This window comes from Rhizobium fabae (assembly GCF_003985135.1).
In the GTDB taxonomy this organism is placed as follows: domain Bacteria; phylum Pseudomonadota; class Alphaproteobacteria; order Rhizobiales; family Rhizobiaceae; genus Rhizobium; species Rhizobium pisi.
Genome location: NZ_ML133654.1, coordinates 192,505 through 210,703, shown reverse-complemented (window position 1 = coordinate 210,703; position 18,199 = coordinate 192,505). Strand labels below are relative to the sequence as shown.

The window sequence follows — 18,199 nt, the reverse complement described above, 5'->3', positions numbered from 1 at the left end:
CGCGCTACCGCGGGCGGGCCATTCAACCGGCGAACGGAAGTGATGCCTTCCTTGCATCGCCAGAATTCAGGGGAAATCCACTGATGAGACAGATTTTTCTTGCCATCGCGCTCATCGCCGCTCCGGTGGCGGCCTTCACGAGTTTTGAACTTTACGCCAGTACCGCACCCGCCAAAACGGCGAGCCTCGGCGATCTGTCGCCATTTAAGACGATCATAGCTGATGTCCAGACCCTCGCTTCCAAAGGTGACCTCGCCGGCGCTGCAAAGCGTATCACCGACTATGAAACGGCGTGGGACCAGGCCGAGACCGCCATCCGGCCGCTAAACCAGAATGACTGGAACAATATAGACGCCGCCTCTGACGCGGCGCTGAAGGCACTGCGTCAATCCGCTCCGTCGGCTGACAAAGTCAGCAAAGCGCTCGCCGCTCTTATGGCGGTTCTCAACAATCCGGCTCAACCTGCTCAATAGGCAGGCGGCTGCTCGCCGTCGAACTGCCCTCCGAGACGTTCAGCGCCCATGCAAGGATACTCGCTATGTCTGCACCGACCACCAAAGCTGCTGTTTACAATCGCGTTCCCCGCGTCACGACGGATTTCTGGCTCATTAAACTGATGGCTGTCACCATGGGTGAAACGGCGGCCGACTATCTCAGTGTGCAGATGGGTTTAGGGCTGACGGCGACATCGCTGATTATGTCCGCAATTCTGGCGGTCGCATTGGTCTGGCAGTTTGCGCAGAAGAAATATGTTCCCGCCGCCTACTGGCTTTCCGTGGTGCTGATCAGCATCGTCGGCACGTTGATTACCGACAATCTGGTCGACAACTTCCATGTGCCGCTGCCGGCTACGACGACTGCTTTCTCGATCGCCCTGGCGCTGACTTTCCTGGTGTGGTTCCAGACCGAGCGGACTCTTTCGATCCACTCCATATTCACCGGGCGGCGCGAGGCTTTCTATTGGCTCGCCATTCTGTTCACCTTCGCGCTCGGCACGGCCGCCGGCGATCTGGTGGCCGAAAAATTCGCGCTGGGATACCTGGCTACCGGCGTCCTGTTCGGCATGATCATCATCTCGCTTGCCATCGGCTACTTCTTCTTGGATCTCGATCCGATACTTGCCTTCTGGCTGGTCTACATTCTGACAAGGCCTCTGGGTGCTTCGTTCGGCGACCTGATGTCTCAGCCCGCACAATATGGCGGCCTCGGTTTCGGCACGATCATAACGAGTGCAATCTTCCTCGCCGCGATCGTCACGATCGTAGCCTTCATGAGCGTGCGGCATGAAGGCGAGGAGCTGGCTGAGATCGACGAGGATGGCAAATTGACAAAGGCCAGCCACAGCCAAAGGTTCACTGTCGCCGAAGAAGAACTCTGAAGCGGCCTAGCGTTTCATTGTCACCGGCGCGGCGTCCGAGTTCATCAAGCCGCCGCGACTTTGCCAGACAGTGCCTTGTCCATCGCCACCTGAAGCTGTTCCTGCGTGAACGGCTTCGTCATCCTGAGCATCCGGCCGAGCGCATTGTCTTCGGAGAGTTCGGCATAGCCCGAAGCGAGGATGACGGGCAGGCCGGGGAAGGAGGAGCGAAGGTGGCGCGCGAGTTCGGCGCCGGTCATGCCGGGCATGGCATGGTCGGTGATGACGAGGTCGCAATCCTGGCCGCCGGACAGAAATTCCAGGGCCTGCGAAGCGGAAGAGGCTTCCCGCGGCAGGTGGCCGAGATCTTCCAGCATCGCCACGGTTCCTGTCCTGACGAGCGCGTCGTCATCGACCACCAGAATGGCGAGGGATCTCGACACCGGTTTCGGCGGCTCCGCCATCGGAGGCTCGGCGACAGGAGGCGCCTTCGCGAAGGCCTCGGCGACGGGAAGCCAGAGGGAAACGGTCGTGCCTTTTCCTCGCGTGCTCGATATCTGGATCGAGCCGCCGGATTGCGCCGCCAGGCCGTGAACCATCGACAGGCCGAGACCGGTGCCCTTGCCGACACCCTTCGTGGTAAAAAACGGTTCGGCGGCGCGTGAGACAGTTGCCTCGTCCATGCCTTCGCCGTCGTCCGACACCGATATTCTGATGTAATTCCCGCCCGCAAGACCGGGCAACGGCGCCTCTTCCGCCCGAGCGGCGGCCACGGTCACAGCACCGCCGCTTTCCAGCGCGTCCCGCGCATTGACGAAGAGATTGAGCAGCGCCAATTCCAGCTGATTGCTGTCCACCAGCAGTGGCGGCAGATCGGCCGGGATGCGCTTGCGGATTTCGATGCGCGGGCCGACCGCCTTGGCGAGGAGATCCTCGACGTTTTCGAACAGCCTGAGAAAATCGACCGCCTGTGGCTTCAGTTCCTGCCGGCGGGCGAAGGCAAGCAGGCGCTGGGTCAGCGCCGTGCCACGCTCGGCCGCCTGGATCGCGTTCGTCACCAGGCGTTCGCTGCGTTCATCGGCAGGAAGCCGCTTCTTCAGAAGGTTGAGGCTGCCAAGCACCGCCATCAGAAGATTGTTGAAGTCATGCGCCACGCCGCCCGTCAAGTGGCCGATCGTGTCGAGCTTTTGCGCCTCGAAAAGCTGGGCCAGCGCCTCCTCGCGCTCGCGCGTCCTCTGGTCGATCCGGTGCTCGAGATCCTCGTTGAGTTCACGCAGCTGCGCCGCCGAAGTTTCGAGTTCGGCGGTGCGCTGGCGCACCCGGGCTTCCAGATCGGCATTCAGGCGTTCGAGTTCGCGCGTCTTCCTATAGAGATCGGCAAAGACCCTGACCTTGGCCCTCAGCACTTCGGGCACGATGGGGACGGAGACATAGTCGACCGCACCCACCGCATAGCCGCGCAGCCGGTCAGGCTCGGCCAGCATGACGGCGGAAACGAAGATGATCGGCGTGTTCTGGTAGCGCGGATGCTGGCGGATCATGCCGACGAGCTCGAAACCGTCCTGCTCGGGCATGCAGACATCGACGAGGATCACGGCGATTTCGGTGCGCAGCAGGTGCTCGAAGGCCTCGCGGGCGGACTGCGCCTTGATGAGGTTTTCTTCGAGTTCTTCGAGGATAACCTCATAGCTCAGGAGTTTCGCGGGCTGATCGTCGACGAGGAGGATGTTGACGGGGTTCATGGCCAGGCCCTCAGCGATGCAGCCACATGCGAAGCGCCGACAGAAGCTGCTCGGTGTTGACGGGTTTCGCCAGATAATCCGACGCGCCCGCCTCCAGGCATTTCTCGCGGTCGCCCTTCATCGCCTTGGCCGTCAGCGCCAGGATCGGCAGCCGCCGGAAGCGCGGCTCCGAGCGGATGACCTGCATCGTCTCGTAGCCGTCCATTCCCGGCATCATGATGTCCATCAACACGATGGCGACGGAGGGTTCGTTGTTGATGACGTCAATCGCCTCGCTGCCGGTCGTTGCGGTTAGCACCCTCATGCCGCGGCGTTCGAGGACGCTGCTCAACGCGAAGATGTTGCGGGCGTCGTCGTCGACGAGCAGCACGGTTTCGCCGACGAGATCCTCGTCGGAGCTGTGCAGCTCCTGCAGCGTCGCCTGCTTTGCCGCCGGCAGGTCGGCGACGACCCGGTGCAGGAACAGCGCCGTCTCGTCGAGCAGGCGTTCGGGCGACTCGACGCCCTTCACCACCACGCTGCGGGCCATACTGTGCAGCGTCGCGTCCTCCTCTGGGGAAAGCTCGCGGCCGGTGAAGACGACCACCGGCACTTCGGCGATCTCGTCATTGTCACGTATCTGCTCCAGCACTTCGAAGCCGGACATATCGGGAAGGGAAAGGTCGAGCACGACACAGTCGGCGGAACCTTGCCGGAGAATGGCGAGCGCCTCCGATCCCGATCCGACGCTCGTTATGTCGATGTCGTCGTGCCCGAGAAGCGCTGTGACGCTCAGGCGTTCGGCTTCGTTATCCTCCACGAGCAGCAGGTGCTTGCGGCGCGGCTCGGCATAGGCCTTCAGCCGCGACAGCGCCTTGCCGAGTCCCTCAGGCGTCGTCGGCTTGCTCATGAAGGCGAAGGCGCCGCGCGTCAGCCCATGCTGGCGGTCTTCGTCGAGGCTGATGATCTGCACCGGAATGTGCCGCGTCTGCGAATTCTGCTTGAGCTGGCTCAGCACCGTCCAGCCGAGCATGTCGGGCAGGAAGATATCGAGCGAGATCGCCGCCGGCCTGTATTCCTGCGCGAGAGCGAGCGCGTCGCTGCCGCGCATCGCGACCAGCACCTTGAAGCCGTTGTCGCGGGCGAGATCGACGAGGACGCGGGCGTAATGCGCATCGTCCTCGACGACGAGCAGCACGGAGTCGCCCTGTTCGATCCGGTGACGGTCGTCCGCGACATGCTCCGTGGTTTTTTCGGCACGGCGGCTCGCCGCCGCCTCGGCGAATTCCACGACATTTGCCGGCGCAGCAACAGGCTTTGGCGCGACCGCGCCGGCGCCGACATAGGTGAGCGGCAGGTAGAGGACGAAGGTGCTGCCGACGCCCGGCGTGCTGCGCAGCTGGATCTCACCGCCGAGCAGGTTCGCCAGCTCGCGGCTGATTGCCAGACCCAGGCCAGTGCCGCCATATTTGCGGCTCGTCGAGGCATCCGCCTGCTGGAAGGCCTCGAAGATGATGCGCTGCTTCTCCGGCGGGATGCCGATGCCGGTATCGACGACCTCGAAGGCGATGACCGAGGGCGCATGCCGGAGCGAAGGATGTTCGGGCGACCAGCCACTCGTTGCCGATGCGACGCGCAGCGTGACGCCGCCCTGCGCGGTAAACTTGAAGGCGTTCGACAGGAGGTTCTTGAGGATCTGCTGCAGTCGCTTCGAGTCAGTGATGATGCTCTTCGTCACATCGGCGCCGACCTCGACCGCAAAGGACAGATTGCGGTTTTCGGCCTCGTGCCGGAACGGCCGTGCCATGACTTCGAGCAGGTTGCTGACGAAGATTTCCTCGGCATCGACCGAGACCGTGCCGGACTCGATCTTGGAGAGATCGAGGATGTCGCTGATGAGGTTCAAGAGATCGGTGCCGGCGCCGTGGATGGTCTTGGCGAACTCGACCTGCTTTCCCGACAGGTTTCCATCGGGGTTTTCTCCGAGCTGCTGGCCGAGAATGAGGATCGAATTCAAAGGCGTGCGCAGCTCGTGCGACATGTTGGCGAGGAATTCCGACTTGTACTTCGATGTCAGGGCAAGCTCGGTTGCCTTTTCCTCGAGCGCGCGGCGGGCCTGCTCGATTTCCTGGTTCTTCGCCTCGACCTCGACGTTGCGCTCTTCCAGCTGCTGCGCCTTCTGCCCGAGCTGTTCGTTGGTCTGCTGCAGTTCGCGCTGCTGCGTCTGCAGTTCGGCGGCAAGCTGCTGGGATTGCTTGAGCAGGCCTTCGGTCTGCATGGTCGCTTCGATCGAGTTGAGGACGATGCCGATCGATGTCGTCAGCTGGTCGAGGAAGGAGAGCTGCAGCTCGGTAAATTCGCCGGCGGAGGCAAGCTCGATCACCGCCTTCACCTGGCCCTCGAAATGCACGGGCAGGACGATGGCGCTTCGCGGCAGAGTGGTGAACACGCCGGAACTGATCGGGACGACATTGTCGGGAAGGTCGGTGACCAGGATGCGGCGGGCGTCGCTCGCGCATTGCCCGACGAGGCCCTGGCCGAAGTCGAGCCGCGGCGGATGCGCAGCCTCGACCCCTTGCGCATAGACCGACAGCAGCGACAGGAACGGCTGGCTCTCGTCGGCATCCACCTGGTAGATGACGCCCTGATGGGCTCCGACGAGCGGCGCCAGCTCCGAGAGCAGCATCTTGCCGACCAGCGTCAGGTCACGCTGGCCCTGCAGCATGTTGGTGAAGCGCGCCAGGTTGGTCTTCAACCAGTCCTGCTCGGTGTTGCGCTCCGTCGTCAGGCGCAGGTTGTCGATCATCGTATTGATATTGTCCTTGAGCTCGGCCACTTCGCCGCGCGCGTCGACCTTGATCGACCGCGTCAGGTCACCCTTGGTGACGGCGGTCGCGACTTCGGCGATGGCGCGCACCTGCGTCGTCAGGTTTGCGGCAAGCAGGTTGACGTTGCCGGTCAGATCCTTCCAGGTGCCGGCGGTGCCGGGAACATTCGCCTGGCCGCCGAGGCGGCCTTCGACGCCGACTTCACGCGCCACGGTGGTCACCTGATCGGCGAAGGTCGCAAGCGTGTTGGTCATGTTGTTGATGGTTTCGGCAAGGGCCGCCACCTCGCCCTTGGAGGCGACGGTGAGGTTCTGCTTGAGATCGCCGTTCGCGACCGCCGTCACCACCTTGACGATGCCGCGCACCTGCTCGGTGAGGTTGGCGGCCATGACGTTGACGGTGTCGGTCAGATCCTTCCAAGTGCCGGCAACGCCAGGCACCTGCGCCTGGCCGCCGAGCTTGCCTTCGGTGCCGACTTCGCGGGCGACGCGCGTCACTTCGCCGGCGAAGGCGTTGAGCTGATCCACCATGGTGTTGATGGTGTTCTTCAGTTCGAGAATTTCGCCCTTCACGTCGACGGTGATCTTGCGCGAGAGGTCGCCGCGGGCGACAGCCGTCGTCACCTCGGCAATGTTTCGAACCTGGGTCGTGAGGTTTGCGGCGAGCAGATTGACGTTGTCGGTCAGGTCCTTCCAGGTGCCGGCCACACCGGGAACGACGGCTTGGCCGCCGAGCCTGCCGTCGGTGCCGACTTCGCGGGCGACACGCGTCACTTCGCCGGCGAAGGAGCGAAGCTGATCGACCATGGTATTCAGTGTATCCTTCAGAAGCAGGATTTCGCCGCGCACGTCGACGGTGATCTTGCGTGAGAGATCGCCATTGGCGATCGCGGTCGCCACCTCGGCGATGTTGCGCACCTGCGCCGTCAGGTTGCCGGCCATCGAGTTGACGCTGTCGGTCAGGTCCTTCCAGGTGCCGGCGACACCCGAGACCTGGGCCTGGCCGCCGAGCTTGCCTTCGGTGCCCACTTCGCGGGCAACGCGCGTCACTTCGCCGGCAAAGGCGTTGAGCTGATCCACCATCGTGTTGATGGTGTTCTTCAGCTCGAGGATTTCGCCTTTCACGTCGACGGTGATCTTGCGCGACAGGTCGCCGCGCGCCACGGCGGTCGTGACTTCGGCGATGTTGCGCACCTGGCCGGTGAGGTTGGAGGCCATGGAATTGACGTTTTCGGTGAGGTCCTTCCAGGTGCCGGCCACACCCGGCACCTGCGCCTGGCCACCAAGCTTGCCTTCGGTGCCGACTTCGCGGGCGACGCGCGTCACCTCAGAGGCGAAGCGGTTCAGCTGGTCGACCATGGTATTCAGCGTTTCCTTGAGCTCGAGGATTTCGCCCGAGACAGACACCGTGATCTTCTTCGACAAGTCGCCATTGGCGATCGCAGTCGAAACTTCGGCAATGTTGCGCACCTGCGCCGTCAGGTTGCCCGCCATGGAGTTGACGCTGTCGGTCAGGTCCTTCCAGGTGCCGGCTACACCAAGCACGTTCGCCTGGCCGCCCAGCCGCCCTTCCGTGCCGACTTCGCGCGCCACGCGCGTCACCTCGCCGGCAAAGCCGTTCAGCTGATCGACCATCGTATTGATGGTTTCCTTCAGTTCTAGGATTTCCCCCGACACGGTCACAGTGATCTTCTTGGAAAGGTCTCCCTGCGCAACCGCGGTCGCGACTTCGGCGATGTTGCGCACCTGACCGGTGAGGTTGGAGGCCATGGAATTGACGCTGTCGGTCAAGTCCTTCCAGGTGCCGGCGACGCCGCGCACGTTCGCCTGACCGCCGAGCCGGCCCTCGGTACCGACTTCGCGGGCGACGCGCGTCACTTCCGAGGCGAAGGCGTTCAGCTGATCGACCATCGTATTGATGGTTTCCTTGAGTTCGAGAATTTCGCCCTTCACGTCGACGGTGATCTTCTTCGACAGGTCGCCATTGGCGATCGCGGTCGAGACTTCGGCGATATTGCGCACCTGCGCCGTCAGGTTGCCGCCCATCGAGTTGACGTTTTCGGTCAAGTCCTTCCAGGTGCCGGCCACACCGCGCACGTTGGCCTGACCGCCGAGCCGGCCTTCCGTGCCGACTTCGCGGGCGACGCGCGTCACTTCCGAGGCGAAGGCGTTCAGCTGGTCGACCATTGTGTTGATCGTTTCTTTCAGTTCCAGGATTTCGCCCGACACCGTCACCGTGATCTTCTTCGACAGGTCACCATTGGCGATTGCTGTGGAGACTTCGGCGATGTTACGCACCTGTGCCGTCAGGTTCGACGCCATGGAATTGACGTTGTCGGTCAGGTCCTTCCAGGTGCCGGCAACGCCCGGCACCTGCGCCTGACCACCGAGACGGCCTTCCGTGCCGACCTCACGCGCCACGCGCGTTACTTCGCCGGCAAACCCGTTCAACTGGTCCACCATCGTGTTGATGGTTTCCTTGAGTTCGAGGATTTCGCCCGAGACGTCGACGGTGATCTTGCGTGACAGGTCGCCGCGCGCGACCGCTGTCGTCACCTGGGCGATGTTGCGCACCTGGGCTGTGAGGTTGCCGCACATGGCGTTGACGGAGTCGGTCAGGTCCTTCCAAGTGCCGGCAACGCCAGGCACGAGCGCCTGGCCGCCGAGCTTGCCTTCGGTGCCGACTTCGCGCGCGACGCGTGTCACTTCCGAGGCGAAGGAGCGCAGCTGATCGACCATGGTGTTGATCGCTTCCTTCAGCTGCAGGATCTCGCCGCGCACGTCGACGGTGATCTTCTTCGAAAGGTCGCCGTTCGCAACCGCGATCGTCACTTCCGCGATGTTGCGCACCTGCGCCGTCAGGTTCGACGCCATCGAGTTCACGCTTTCAGTCAGGTCTTTCCAGACGCCCGTCACCTCCGGAACCTGCGCCTGACCGCCGAGCTTGCCGTCCGTGCCGACTTCGCGGGCAACACGCGTCACCTCAGAGGTGAAGACGCTGAGCTGCTTGATCATCGTGTTGACGATATCGGCCGAGCGCAGGAATTCGCCTTTCAGTGCCCGCCCGTCGACATCGAGCGGCACGGTCTGCAGCAGGTCCCCCTTGGCAACCGCGGTAATCGTGCGCGTGACGGCCGTCGTCGGCCAGAGGAGATCGTCGATCAGGCCGTTGATCGAGCCTTCCATTTCCGACCAGGAACCATCCGACAGGCCGAAGCGCACCCGCGTGCTCGTTCGCCCGTCTCGGCCGACGACCTGGCCCACATGTTCGAGCTGCTGGGCCATGCGCTGATTGGCGGCGATGATGTCGTTCAGCGCGTCGGCGACCTTGCCGGTGACGCCGGTGAGGTCCGAGCGCATGCGCACGGAAAAGTCGCCGCGCCTGACCGCGACAAGGACTTCCAGAAGGGCGCTGGCGTCGTCGAACGCCATGCTTTTGTGGTCATGCCCGTTGAGGCTCTCTGCCACGGCGTCGTCGCGCGAAAATTCACTGGTTTGCTTGCTCACGGAAACCCCCTGTTCGAAACGAAGTAATTAGTGCTCCACTGGAAAAAGTGTATGGGGGCTCTGCAGGGTTGCAGAGGTCGAGCTAACCCAACGTCAAGCGCCAAACTTTGCCGGTGCGGGAACAGTTTACCGCCGGTCGTCGTTCCGTTCCGACAAGGAGAACGACATGTCGAACGTCTCAAGGACAGGCAGGCAAGACATCAACAACGCGACCAGCCCGACCACCTTCGGAAGGTCGGTCGAGAGCCAGGCGCAGATGCACGATGCGGCAGCGGAAGCATCGCCCGAAACCGGCAGCGAGATGCTCAACATCTACCGGCTGGAACCGATTGCCAGACCCGACGACCCCAGATGGGGCAATGCTCCGAGCCACGGCACCATCGTCGTGGCCGCCCGGACGCCCGGCGATGCCAGGATCGTTGCCGCGGCGCGCGAACTCGACTTCATGGAAGTGGATGCGGCTCCCGCCGAGGACGTCACGACGGTCAATGCCAGTGCTTTCCGCGACGACAAGCTCTATACTGTCATCGAGATCGACCGGAACAGGCGCGATCTCAAGCGCGGCATTCTCGACGGCACGGTGTCAGTCGACACCATCCGCTCGGTCCAGCCGGAATAGGGTTCCTTCCTTTTCATCGGAGTTCTCATGAATACGGCCAATCTGCAGCTCAAGGGCCTGATCATGGCGATGGCCTCGCTATGCGACGCAATCGCCGAGAAGGAATTGCTCACGCGTGGCGAAATCGATGCCGCGCTCTCGAAAGCTCGAAGGGCGATCGAGGAGGATGACGATCACGATCTCTCCGGCGCCAACCAAGCGGCGATCTTGTTTCCGATCCGCGTGCTGCAGCTCGCCGGCGAAGCCGGCCGGAAAGGCGAAGGGGCCACGTTTTCGGATTATGCCAGGCTTGTGGGCAAGCTCGGCTGACCATGTTCGAAGGCTTTGCTTGCGGCCCCGGCGATCATAAGCCGGCGCCGGCATTCGGTTTTCGATTTTTGCGATAAGTTGATCATTTTTGTCTTGTTTTAAAGCCGCTCCTGCGGCTATACCCCCGGCCGCACATATTCACGCACCGGGATAACTACGTGACCAGCCTCAAATCACTCCTGGCCGCTTGCGGCCTCTCCGCCCTGATCGGCCTTGCCGCAACCCCGTCATTCGCCGGTTCGACGACCTATCCGCTGACGCTGGAAAATTGCGGAACTGAGGTGACGTTCAAGAAGGCGCCCGAGCGGGCGATCGGGCTTGGCCAGAACAGCGCCGAAATCCTGCTGCTGCTCGGCTTGGAGGATAAGATGGTCGGCACCGCCTTCTGGCCGAGCAAGGTCCTGCCTGAGCTCGCCGAAGCCAATGCCAAGGTCAAGCTGCTCACGGTCGAAATGCCGACCTTCGAGTCGATGCTCGCCGAAAATCCCGACTTCGGGGCGGTGGCCTTGCCGAGCCTGGTCGGACCGAACAGCAAGATCGCCAAGCGCGAAGATTTCGACAAGGTCGGCGTCGCCACCTATCTCTCGCCGAGCACCTGTCTCAGCACCAAGGACGTCAAGGACCAGTACGGCAGCCGCGGCGAGCTGTGGAATATGGATCTTCTCTACAGGGAGATCGACGAACTCTCTCAGATTTTCGACGTCGCCGATCGCGGCCAGGCTGTGATTGCCGACTTCAAGGCGCGAGAAGCCAAGCTTCGCGCGAGCGTTTCCAAGGACGGCAAGAACCTGTCCTATGTCTTCTGGTTCTCCAGCCCCAGCCCGTCGGCGGATGCCTATGTCGGCGGCAAGAACAGCGCTTCCGGCTTCATCGCCGACCTGCTCGGCGGGCGTAATGCCATCGACGCGGCGGCGGAATGGCCGACGATCGGTTGGGAAGGCATCATCGCCGCCAATCCCGACGTCATCGTCGTCGCCAGCCTCGACCGCAACCGCTGGGAACTCGACAAGCCCGAGGCCAAGATCAACGTCCTGAACACCGATCCGGCCGTCAGCCAGATCCCGGCCGTCAAGAACAAGGCAATCGTCGTCATGGACGGCCAGGCCATGAACCCGACCATCCGCACGATCTACGGCGCCGAACAGGTGGCCGAGCAACTGAAGGCTCTCGGTCTTCTGAAGTGACGGAAGCGGGCAGTCTCTTCCGGCAGTTGGGAGCGGTCACGGCACTGCTGCTCGCCTCCCTCTGCCTGATCGCGGTCGCCATTGGCGTCAGCGTCGGGATCGGCGACCTGCCGATCCCGTTGGCGACCACCTTTTCGGCCGTCACCAACCGGCTCGGATGGACCGCGGTCGAGCTGAACCGCATCCACGAGACTGTCATCTGGGATTATCGCCTGAGCCGGGCGCTCGTCGCCGCCTTCTGCGGCGCGGGCCTTGCGCTCTCGGGCGCGATCATGCAGTCGCTGCTGCGCAACCCGCTTGCCGAACCCTATGTGCTCGGCATCTCCGCCGGCGCCTCCACCGGCGCCGTTGCGATCGTCATCCTGGGCATCGGCTCGGGCGCAGTCTCGCTATCGGCTGGCGCGTTTGCCGGCGCCTTCGCAGCCTTCTTCTTCGTCGCGCTGCTGTCGAACGGCACGCGCGGCGGCGCCGACCGCACCATCCTTGCCGGTGTGGCCGCATCGCAGCTCTTCAATGCCTCGACCTCCTATATCGTCACCACCTCGGCCAATGCACAGCAGGCTCGCGACGTCATGTTCTGGCTGCTCGGCAGTTTCGGCGGCGTGCGCTGGCCGGAATTCGCGCTGGTCTCGATCGTCGTCGGCCTCGGCCTCGCCGCCTGTCTGTTCTACGCCCGTGTGCTCGACGCCTTCGCGTTCGGCGACGAGGCGGCATCCTCGCTCGGCGTCAATGTTGGCCGCGCCCGCATGGTGCTCTTCGCGCTGACCGCCATGATGACGGCGACGATCGTCAGCATGGTCGGTTCGATCGGCTTCGTCGGCCTCGTCGTGCCGCATGTCGCCCGCTTCGTCGTCGGGCCGCTCCATATCCGTCTCCTGCCGGCCTGCGCCATCGGTGGAGCGATCTTCATGGTGGTCGCCGATATCGCCGCGCGTGCCCTCATTCCCAACCAGATCCTGCCGATCGGCGTCGTCACGGCGCTGGTCGGCGTTCCCTTCTTCTCGATCATCCTCTACCGGTTCCAGCGCGCGTCATGAGCATCAAGGCCGACAACATCACCTGGAAAATTGGCAGGAAGACCATTCTGGACGGCGTTTCCCTGGAGGCGCCGCCTGGCCGGATGCTCGGCCTGCTTGGACCGAACGGTTCGGGCAAGACCTCGCTGCTCAGGCTTCTGGCCGGCCTGAAACGGCCGCACTCCGGCCGCGTCACGCTCGACCGCAGCGACATCGGCAAGATCAGCCGCCGCTCGATCGCCCGCCGCATCGCCTTCGTCGAACAGCACGCCACGACGAACGCCAATCTGAAGGTCGTCGATGTCGTCAAGCTCGGAAGGTTCCCGCACCGGTCGATCTTCTCAAGCTGGACGAAGGTCGACGAGGAAGCGGTAGAAAGTGCTCTTGCGCGCGCCGGCATGGCGGAGAAGCGCGACGATCGCTGGCAGAACCTCTCGGGCGGCGAGAAACAGCGCACCCATATCGCAAGGGCGCTCGCCCAGTCGCCGCAAGAGCTGATCCTCGACGAGCCCACGAACCATCTCGATATCCAGCACCAGATCGGCCTGATGCGGCTCGTCTCCGGCCTGCCGATCACCAGCATCGTCGCCCTGCACGATCTCAACCATGCCGCCATGTTCTGCGATGAGCTTGTTATCATGCAGCAGGGCAGGATCGTCGCCTCCGGCGCACCGCAGGACGTGCTGAGCGAAGACCTTCTGCGCGACGTCTTTTCCGTCGAAGCCCGCATCGAAGCTTCGCCCTACCATTCGCGCCCGCAGATCCACTATCTCAAGTAAGAGCGGCTGGAGCCGCTCTCACGTCACGATCTGCAGCGGCAAGGCGGTCGTCTTCTTCAGCGTCTTGAGGACAATGCTCGATTTGACCAGTGCCAGATTGTCGGTGACGCGGATCATCCTTTCCAGAAACTGGCTGAGATGTTCGAGGTCGCGCGTCATCACCTTCATCAGAAAATCGGCGTCGCCGGTCTGCGAATAACACTCCAGAATCTCCGGCGCGGTCTCGATAAAGCGATGAAGCTGCTCGTTTCCGCCTTCGGTATGTGCTCTCAGGCTGACAAGCGTATGAGCAACGACCGTGAAACCCAGTTTTGCGGGGTTGAGGATGGCAACGACACTCTGGATATATTGCTCTTTACGCAGCCTTTCCAAACGGCGCGCGCATTGCGTGGCGGAGAGATTGACCTTTTGAGACAGCTCTGCCTGCGTCAGCTCGCTGTTTTGCTGAAGGGCGGCAAGCAGTTTGATATCGAACGGGTCAAGCATAGCTCCTCCTCTAACGGTGAATTTCTGCACATCATAGCCACACCACGCAGATTGTCTGCACGGATACGTCGCCACAGGGAGATAATCGCAGAAAATCATCGCGAAATTTCAGTTAGCCTCCAGGCCAGACTTAGGAAAACGAGGTGGACTTGTGTTTGACCAACTGAACAGCCGGCCAGCCGACAGCCTGCTTGCACTCATCAAGGCCTTCCAGGCCGACGATCGCGCGGGAAAGATCGACCTCGGCGTCGGGGTCTATCGTGACGCCATGGGACGCACGCCGGTGATGCGTGCCGTCAAGGCGGCGGAGCAGTTTCTCCTGGAGACCCAGGACAGCAAGAAATATCTCGGCCCGGAAGGCGATCTGCAATTCGTCCGCCTCCTTGAGCCGATCATTTTCGGGAAGGCGCCTGATTTCGGTCATCGCCTCGTCGGCATCCAGACACCGGGCGGAAGCGGCGCTCTGCGTCTCGGCGCCGAACTTATCCAAACGGCACATCCATCGGCGACCATTCTGCTCGGGACGCCGAGCTGGCCCAACCATGCGCCGATCTTCGGCTCGGCGCGACTGCCGGTCAAGGAATACGCCTTCGTCGACCTGGTTTCGCAGCAGGTGAAATTCGAAAGCGTCGTCGCCGCCCTGTCTTCCGCCCGGGAAGGCGACGTCGTGCTGCTTCACGGTTGCTGCCACAACCCGACCGGCATCGATTTCACCATGGAACAGTGGGCGGAGATTACCAAACTCCTCGTTGCGCATCGGCTGGTGCCTTTCATCGATCTTGCCTATCAGGGGCTTGGCGATGGCCTCGAACAGGATGCCGCACCGGCACGCATGATCCTCGAAGCGGTCGACGAGGCGCTGATCGCCTATTCCTGCGACAAGAACTTCGGCCTTTATCGCGAGCGTGTCGGCGCGCTCTATGTCATGGCCCGCAATGGGGATGACCTCCGGAAGGCCGAAAGCAACATGGCGGCACATGCCCGAGTCAACTGGTCCATGCCGCCCGACCACGGGGCCGCAATCGTCAGGACCATTCTCGAGAGCGATGAGATGTCGGCAATGTGGCGCGCCGAACTCGAAGAAATGTGCCAGCGCGTCAATGGCAATCGCGCAGCACTCGCCGCCGCCGCTCCTGATCTCGCCTTCATCGCCCGCCAGCGCGGCCTGTTTTCCAATCTCTCCATGTCGAGGGATACGGCAGTCGCGCTCAGGGCGAGCCACGGCATCTACTTGGCGGATTCCGGGCGCATGAACCTTGCCGGCATGCAGCCGACGGATGCCGACGCCATCGTTGCGGCGCTTCGAGCCGAAGGCTGCCTGACATCATAGACATGGGAGCCTCCAAATGAGCAGGAAAGAAACGACCGGCCAGGCGATGACCCGTTCGCTTGTCGCCCATGGGATCGACACGGTCTTCGGCATCCCCGGCGCCCACATGTATGATTTCAACGACGCCCTCTATGGCGCGGGCGATAAAATCCGGTTCATTCATACGAGGCACGAACAGGGCGCCGGATACATGGCCTATGGCTATGCCAAATCCACCGGCCGGATCGGCGCCTATACCGTCGTGCCAGGCCCCGGCGTCCTCAATTCCGGAGCGGCTCTCTGCACCGCCTACGGCGCCAACGCGCCGGTGCTTTGCGTGACCGGCAACATCATGTCCCACCTGATCGGCCAGGGCAGAGGACAGTTGCACGAACTGCCGGATCAGCTCGCCACCATGCGCGGGATCACGAAGACGGCCGAACGCATCGATCACCAGTCCGAAACAGGCCCCGTCATGGCTGAGGTCATCGGCAAGATGCTCTCCGGTCGCCAGGGTCCGGGAGCCGTCGAAGCGCCGTGGGATGTGTTTGGGCGATCCGGCCCCGAGATTGATCTCCCCGTTGGTGTCAGAGCGCCTCATCCGGCCGTGAACCCCGACGAGATCGCCGCGGCGGCGGCGCTGATATCGGGCGCCAGGAATCCGATGATCATGGTCGGCGGCGGCGCGGCGGATGCCGGACCCGAGATCGCCGCCCTGGCGGAACTGCTGCAGGCGCCGGTTACCTCCCATCGCTCCGGCAAGGGCATCGTCGCCGACGACCACCCGAACTATCTGAATTTCGTCGCCGCCTATGAATATTGGAAGAAGGTAGACGTCCTGATCGGGATCGGCAGCCGGCTCGAATTGCAGTTCATGCGCTGGAAATGGCTTCCCAAGGGTCTGAAGATCATTCGCATCGATATCGATCCGACGGAGATGGTCCGCCTCAAGCCTGACGTCGGGATCGTCTCGGATGCGAAAGATGGAACGCAGGCCTTGATCGATGCGCTAGCAGGGTCCGGCCGCGCCGACCGCAGGCGCGAATTCGCCGAACTCAACGAAGAGGCCAGGTCTCGCTTCTCGGCGGTGCAGCCGCAGCTTGCCTATCTCGATGCCATCCGCGAAGCCCTGCCAAGGGACGGTTTCTTCGTCGAGGAGATCTGCCAGATGGGCTTTACCGCCCGGTTTGCCTTCCCGGTCTACGGCCCTCGCCAGTACGTGACATGCGGCTATCAGGACAATCTGGGTTTTGGCTTCAACACCGCTCTCGGCGTAAAAATCGCCAATCCCGACAAAGCGGTTATCTCGGTTTCAGGCGATGGCGGCTTCCTATTCGGCGTCCAGGAACTCGCCACATCAGCCCAGCACAAGATCAATGTCGTCGCCATCGTCTTCAACAATTCCGCCTACGGCAATGTGCTGCGCGACCAGAAGCAGACCTATCAGGGGCGTTATCTCGGCTCGGATCTGACCAATCCTGATTTCGTCGCCCTTGGCGAGAGCTTCGGTATTCGATCGTTCAGGGTGACGAGCCCAGGCGAACTGAGAAGCGTTCTTGAGAAAGCGCTCTCTCTCGATGGGCCTGTTCTGATCGAGGTTCCGATCGAAAAGGGATCAGAGGCAAGCCCCTGGCCCTTCATTCATCCGGCTCCGCACGCCGAATGAGGGGCCGGTGGCGCAGAGAGAGCTTGAGATTTCGTACCGCCTCCGGCTAATTTTCACCTTCCCGGGAGGTGATCCATTTGGCTGCTGACGGCACATCCGTGCTTCGATCGATATTCTTCGCCGCAACCCTGTCTGGATGCGTCGCATGCCTCGCCTCCTGGAGCATCGAGACCGATCGCTCCACGCCTGAAAAGCATGGCCTGTTCGAAATCCGCGAGGAGGCCAGGCGCTTCATCGAGCAGGAGAACGCCAGGAAGCATCAGCAATGGGACGCGCTGGAGCCCAACGCGAAAGTGCTGGTTCCCCGTTGTGCGGTGCCCCTCCAGGCACAATGGACGCCGAAGAGCCTCGGACGCTCGCAACCCAGCGTGATGGTGATCTGCCCCGCCGCCGTGCCGAATACCGTGATGAACCACTGGGATGTGCATGTTCCCGTGGAGCGGAAACTGCGGCGCCCTTGATGGCGGCATCCGAACAGGATTTGATGTAATGGATAAAAGCAGCGCGATTGCAACAGAGGCAACCCGACGTGAATCCATCGGTGGAATTGTGCTCCTATCCCGGACTTGACGAGCGGATCGTGATCGTCAGGGCGGGTGACGAAGTGGACGGCGTGTTCGTTCGGACGGAGCGGTTCAATATCCTGATCGATACGCTCGGCACGCCGGAGCAATGCAGGATGGCGCTCGATCTGCTTAGGGAAAAGGCAGAGGCTCGCCCCTTGATCGTCATCAACTCGCATATGGATTGGGATCATTTCTGGGGCAATGCCGCCATTGCCGGGCGTGCGCCGATCATCGCGCATGCCGTAGCACTCGACCGCCTGCGTGATCCCTCCACGCAGCAGGTGCTGAAAGACAAGGCGAGCCAGGAAGCCCGGTTTAGCAATGTCGAACTCATCGGCCCCGATATCACTTTCTCCGGCTCGATGGTTCTGAACGGCGGCGATCTGACGCTGGAACTCATCCATACGTCGGGACACACGCCCGACCATGTCGCCGTCTGGATTCCCGAACTTCGCATCTGCCTGGCCGTCGATGCGGTGGAATATCCCATTCCCGAAGTCTGGAGCAGACGGGCCGATGATCTTCGGCTGATCCGTTCCTCGCTGGCGCGCATCCGCGACCTCAATGCAAGACTTGTCATCCCCGCGCATGGCAGGACATCTTCGCCTTCGACGGTGGATGAGAACCTCGCCTACTTCGAAGCCCTGGCTCTTCGCGTCGGCGGTTTGAGCGAAAGCCGGCTTGCAGACCCGCAACTCGGCAGCGCAAACGGGTTCCGGCTCGAAGACTTCGTCGCCATCCCCGACGGGATGCCCGCCGATGTGGCCACGTTTTACCGGAACTGCCATGAGACGAACCTTGGCGCGACGGTTCAGGCCCGTATCGAAAGCTGAAATCCGCATAGAGGGATCGC

14 protein-coding genes are annotated in these 18,199 nt (G+C 62.5%); 11 read left to right on the top strand and 3 right to left on the bottom strand.

All coding sequences use genetic code 11. From position 1 onward, the window contains the following. Positions 1-83: 83 nt before the first annotated feature. On the top strand, positions 84-473 hold the full coding sequence (locus EFB14_RS21505) for a hypothetical protein (protein ID WP_126828804.1): 390 nt from the start codon (positions 84-86) through the stop codon (positions 471-473). A 65-nt stretch (positions 474-538) separates the two neighbouring features. Next, positions 539-1,378 carry a COG4705 family protein gene (locus EFB14_RS21500; RefSeq protein WP_126828803.1) on the top strand — a complete coding sequence of 280 codons (840 nt, stop codon included), beginning with the start codon at positions 539-541 and terminating at the stop codon, positions 1,376-1,378. Between the two features lie 44 nt (positions 1,379-1,422). On the opposite strand, the gene EFB14_RS21495 is transcribed toward EFB14_RS21500, so the two are convergent. Continuing rightward, entirely contained in the window at positions 1,423-3,099 is a 1,677-nt protein-coding gene (locus EFB14_RS21495) for a response regulator (protein ID WP_126828802.1), read from the bottom strand. Positions 3,100-3,109: 10 nt separating this feature from the next. Beyond that, a complete protein-coding gene (locus EFB14_RS21490) occupies positions 3,110-9,412 on the bottom strand; it encodes a HAMP domain-containing protein (RefSeq protein ID WP_126828801.1) in 6,303 nt (2,100 codons plus the stop codon). A gap of 166 nt (positions 9,413-9,578) precedes the next feature. Here EFB14_RS21490 and EFB14_RS21485 point away from each other — a divergent pair, with 166 nt between their 5' ends. The 5 genes from EFB14_RS21485 to EFB14_RS21465 all read left to right on the top strand — a co-directional run bounded on the left by EFB14_RS21485 (position 9,579) and on the right by EFB14_RS21465 (position 13,319). Then, positions 9,579-10,031, top strand: coding sequence for a hypothetical protein (locus tag EFB14_RS21485; RefSeq protein ID WP_126828800.1), 453 nt, complete (start codon positions 9,579-9,581; stop codon positions 10,029-10,031). Between the two features lie 27 nt (positions 10,032-10,058). After that, positions 10,059-10,340, top strand: coding sequence for a hypothetical protein (locus EFB14_RS21480; protein WP_126828799.1), 282 nt, complete (start codon positions 10,059-10,061; stop codon positions 10,338-10,340). Positions 10,341-10,498: 158 nt separating this feature from the next. Further along, a complete protein-coding gene (locus tag EFB14_RS21475) occupies positions 10,499-11,524 on the top strand; it encodes an ABC transporter substrate-binding protein (RefSeq protein WP_126828798.1) in 1,026 nt (341 codons plus the stop codon). Continuing rightward, positions 11,521-12,561: a FecCD family ABC transporter permease gene (locus EFB14_RS21470; RefSeq protein WP_126828797.1), complete on the top strand. Its 1,041-nt coding sequence runs from the start codon at positions 11,521-11,523 to the stop codon at positions 12,559-12,561. The genes EFB14_RS21475 and EFB14_RS21470 overlap by 4 nt, the downstream gene beginning before the upstream one ends. Then, positions 12,558-13,319 (top strand): ABC transporter ATP-binding protein, encoded by a 762-nt coding sequence (locus EFB14_RS21465; RefSeq protein WP_126828796.1) that lies wholly within the window; start codon positions 12,558-12,560, stop codon positions 13,317-13,319. Before EFB14_RS21470 ends, EFB14_RS21465 begins: the two co-directional genes overlap by 4 nt. Before the next feature lie 18 nt (positions 13,320-13,337). Here the strand turns inward: EFB14_RS21465 and EFB14_RS21460 are convergent, their stop codons facing one another. Continuing rightward, on the bottom strand, positions 13,338-13,805 hold the full coding sequence (locus EFB14_RS21460) for an Lrp/AsnC family transcriptional regulator (protein ID WP_125844302.1): 468 nt from the start codon (positions 13,803-13,805) through the stop codon (positions 13,338-13,340). Between the two features lie 151 nt (positions 13,806-13,956). Here EFB14_RS21460 and EFB14_RS21455 point away from each other — a divergent pair, with 151 nt between their 5' ends. The 4 genes from EFB14_RS21455 (at position 13,957) to EFB14_RS21440 (ending at position 18,179) form a co-directional block, all read left to right on the top strand. Continuing rightward, entirely contained in the window at positions 13,957-15,135 is a 1,179-nt protein-coding gene (locus EFB14_RS21455) for an amino acid aminotransferase (protein ID WP_126828795.1), read from the top strand. A 16-nt stretch (positions 15,136-15,151) separates the two neighbouring features. Next, positions 15,152-16,780: a thiamine pyrophosphate-dependent enzyme gene (locus EFB14_RS21450; RefSeq protein ID WP_126828794.1), complete on the top strand. Its 1,629-nt coding sequence runs from the start codon at positions 15,152-15,154 to the stop codon at positions 16,778-16,780. Positions 16,781-16,878: 98 nt separating this feature from the next. Next, entirely contained in the window at positions 16,879-17,241 is a 363-nt protein-coding gene (locus EFB14_RS21445; protein ID WP_126828871.1) for a hypothetical protein, read from the top strand. A gap of 68 nt (positions 17,242-17,309) precedes the next feature. Then, positions 17,310-18,179: an MBL fold metallo-hydrolase gene (locus EFB14_RS21440; protein ID WP_126828793.1), complete on the top strand. Its 870-nt coding sequence runs from the start codon at positions 17,310-17,312 to the stop codon at positions 18,177-18,179. Positions 18,180-18,199 lie beyond the last annotated feature (20 nt).

Bases quoted from the DNA above. Each gene is read 5' to 3' on its own strand.
- EFB14_RS21450 (WP_126828794.1), top strand. From the start codon at position 15,152: ATGAGCAGGAAAGAAACGACCGGCCAGGCGATGACCCGTTCGCTTGTC.
- EFB14_RS21495 (WP_126828802.1), bottom strand. From the start codon at position 3,099: ATGAACCCCGTCAACATCCTCCTCGTCGACGATCAGCCCGCGAAACTC.
- EFB14_RS21500 (WP_126828803.1), top strand. From the start codon at position 539: ATGTCTGCACCGACCACCAAAGCTGCTGTTTACAATCGCGTTCCCCGC.
- EFB14_RS21480 (WP_126828799.1), top strand. From the start codon at position 10,059: ATGAATACGGCCAATCTGCAGCTCAAGGGCCTGATCATGGCGATGGCC.
- EFB14_RS21505 (WP_126828804.1), top strand. From the start codon at position 84: ATGAGACAGATTTTTCTTGCCATCGCGCTCATCGCCGCTCCGGTGGCG.
- EFB14_RS21460 (WP_125844302.1), bottom strand. From the start codon at position 13,805: ATGCTTGACCCGTTCGATATCAAACTGCTTGCCGCCCTTCAGCAAAAC.
- EFB14_RS21485 (WP_126828800.1), top strand. From the start codon at position 9,579: ATGTCGAACGTCTCAAGGACAGGCAGGCAAGACATCAACAACGCGACC.
- EFB14_RS21465 (WP_126828796.1), top strand. From the start codon at position 12,558: ATGAGCATCAAGGCCGACAACATCACCTGGAAAATTGGCAGGAAGACC.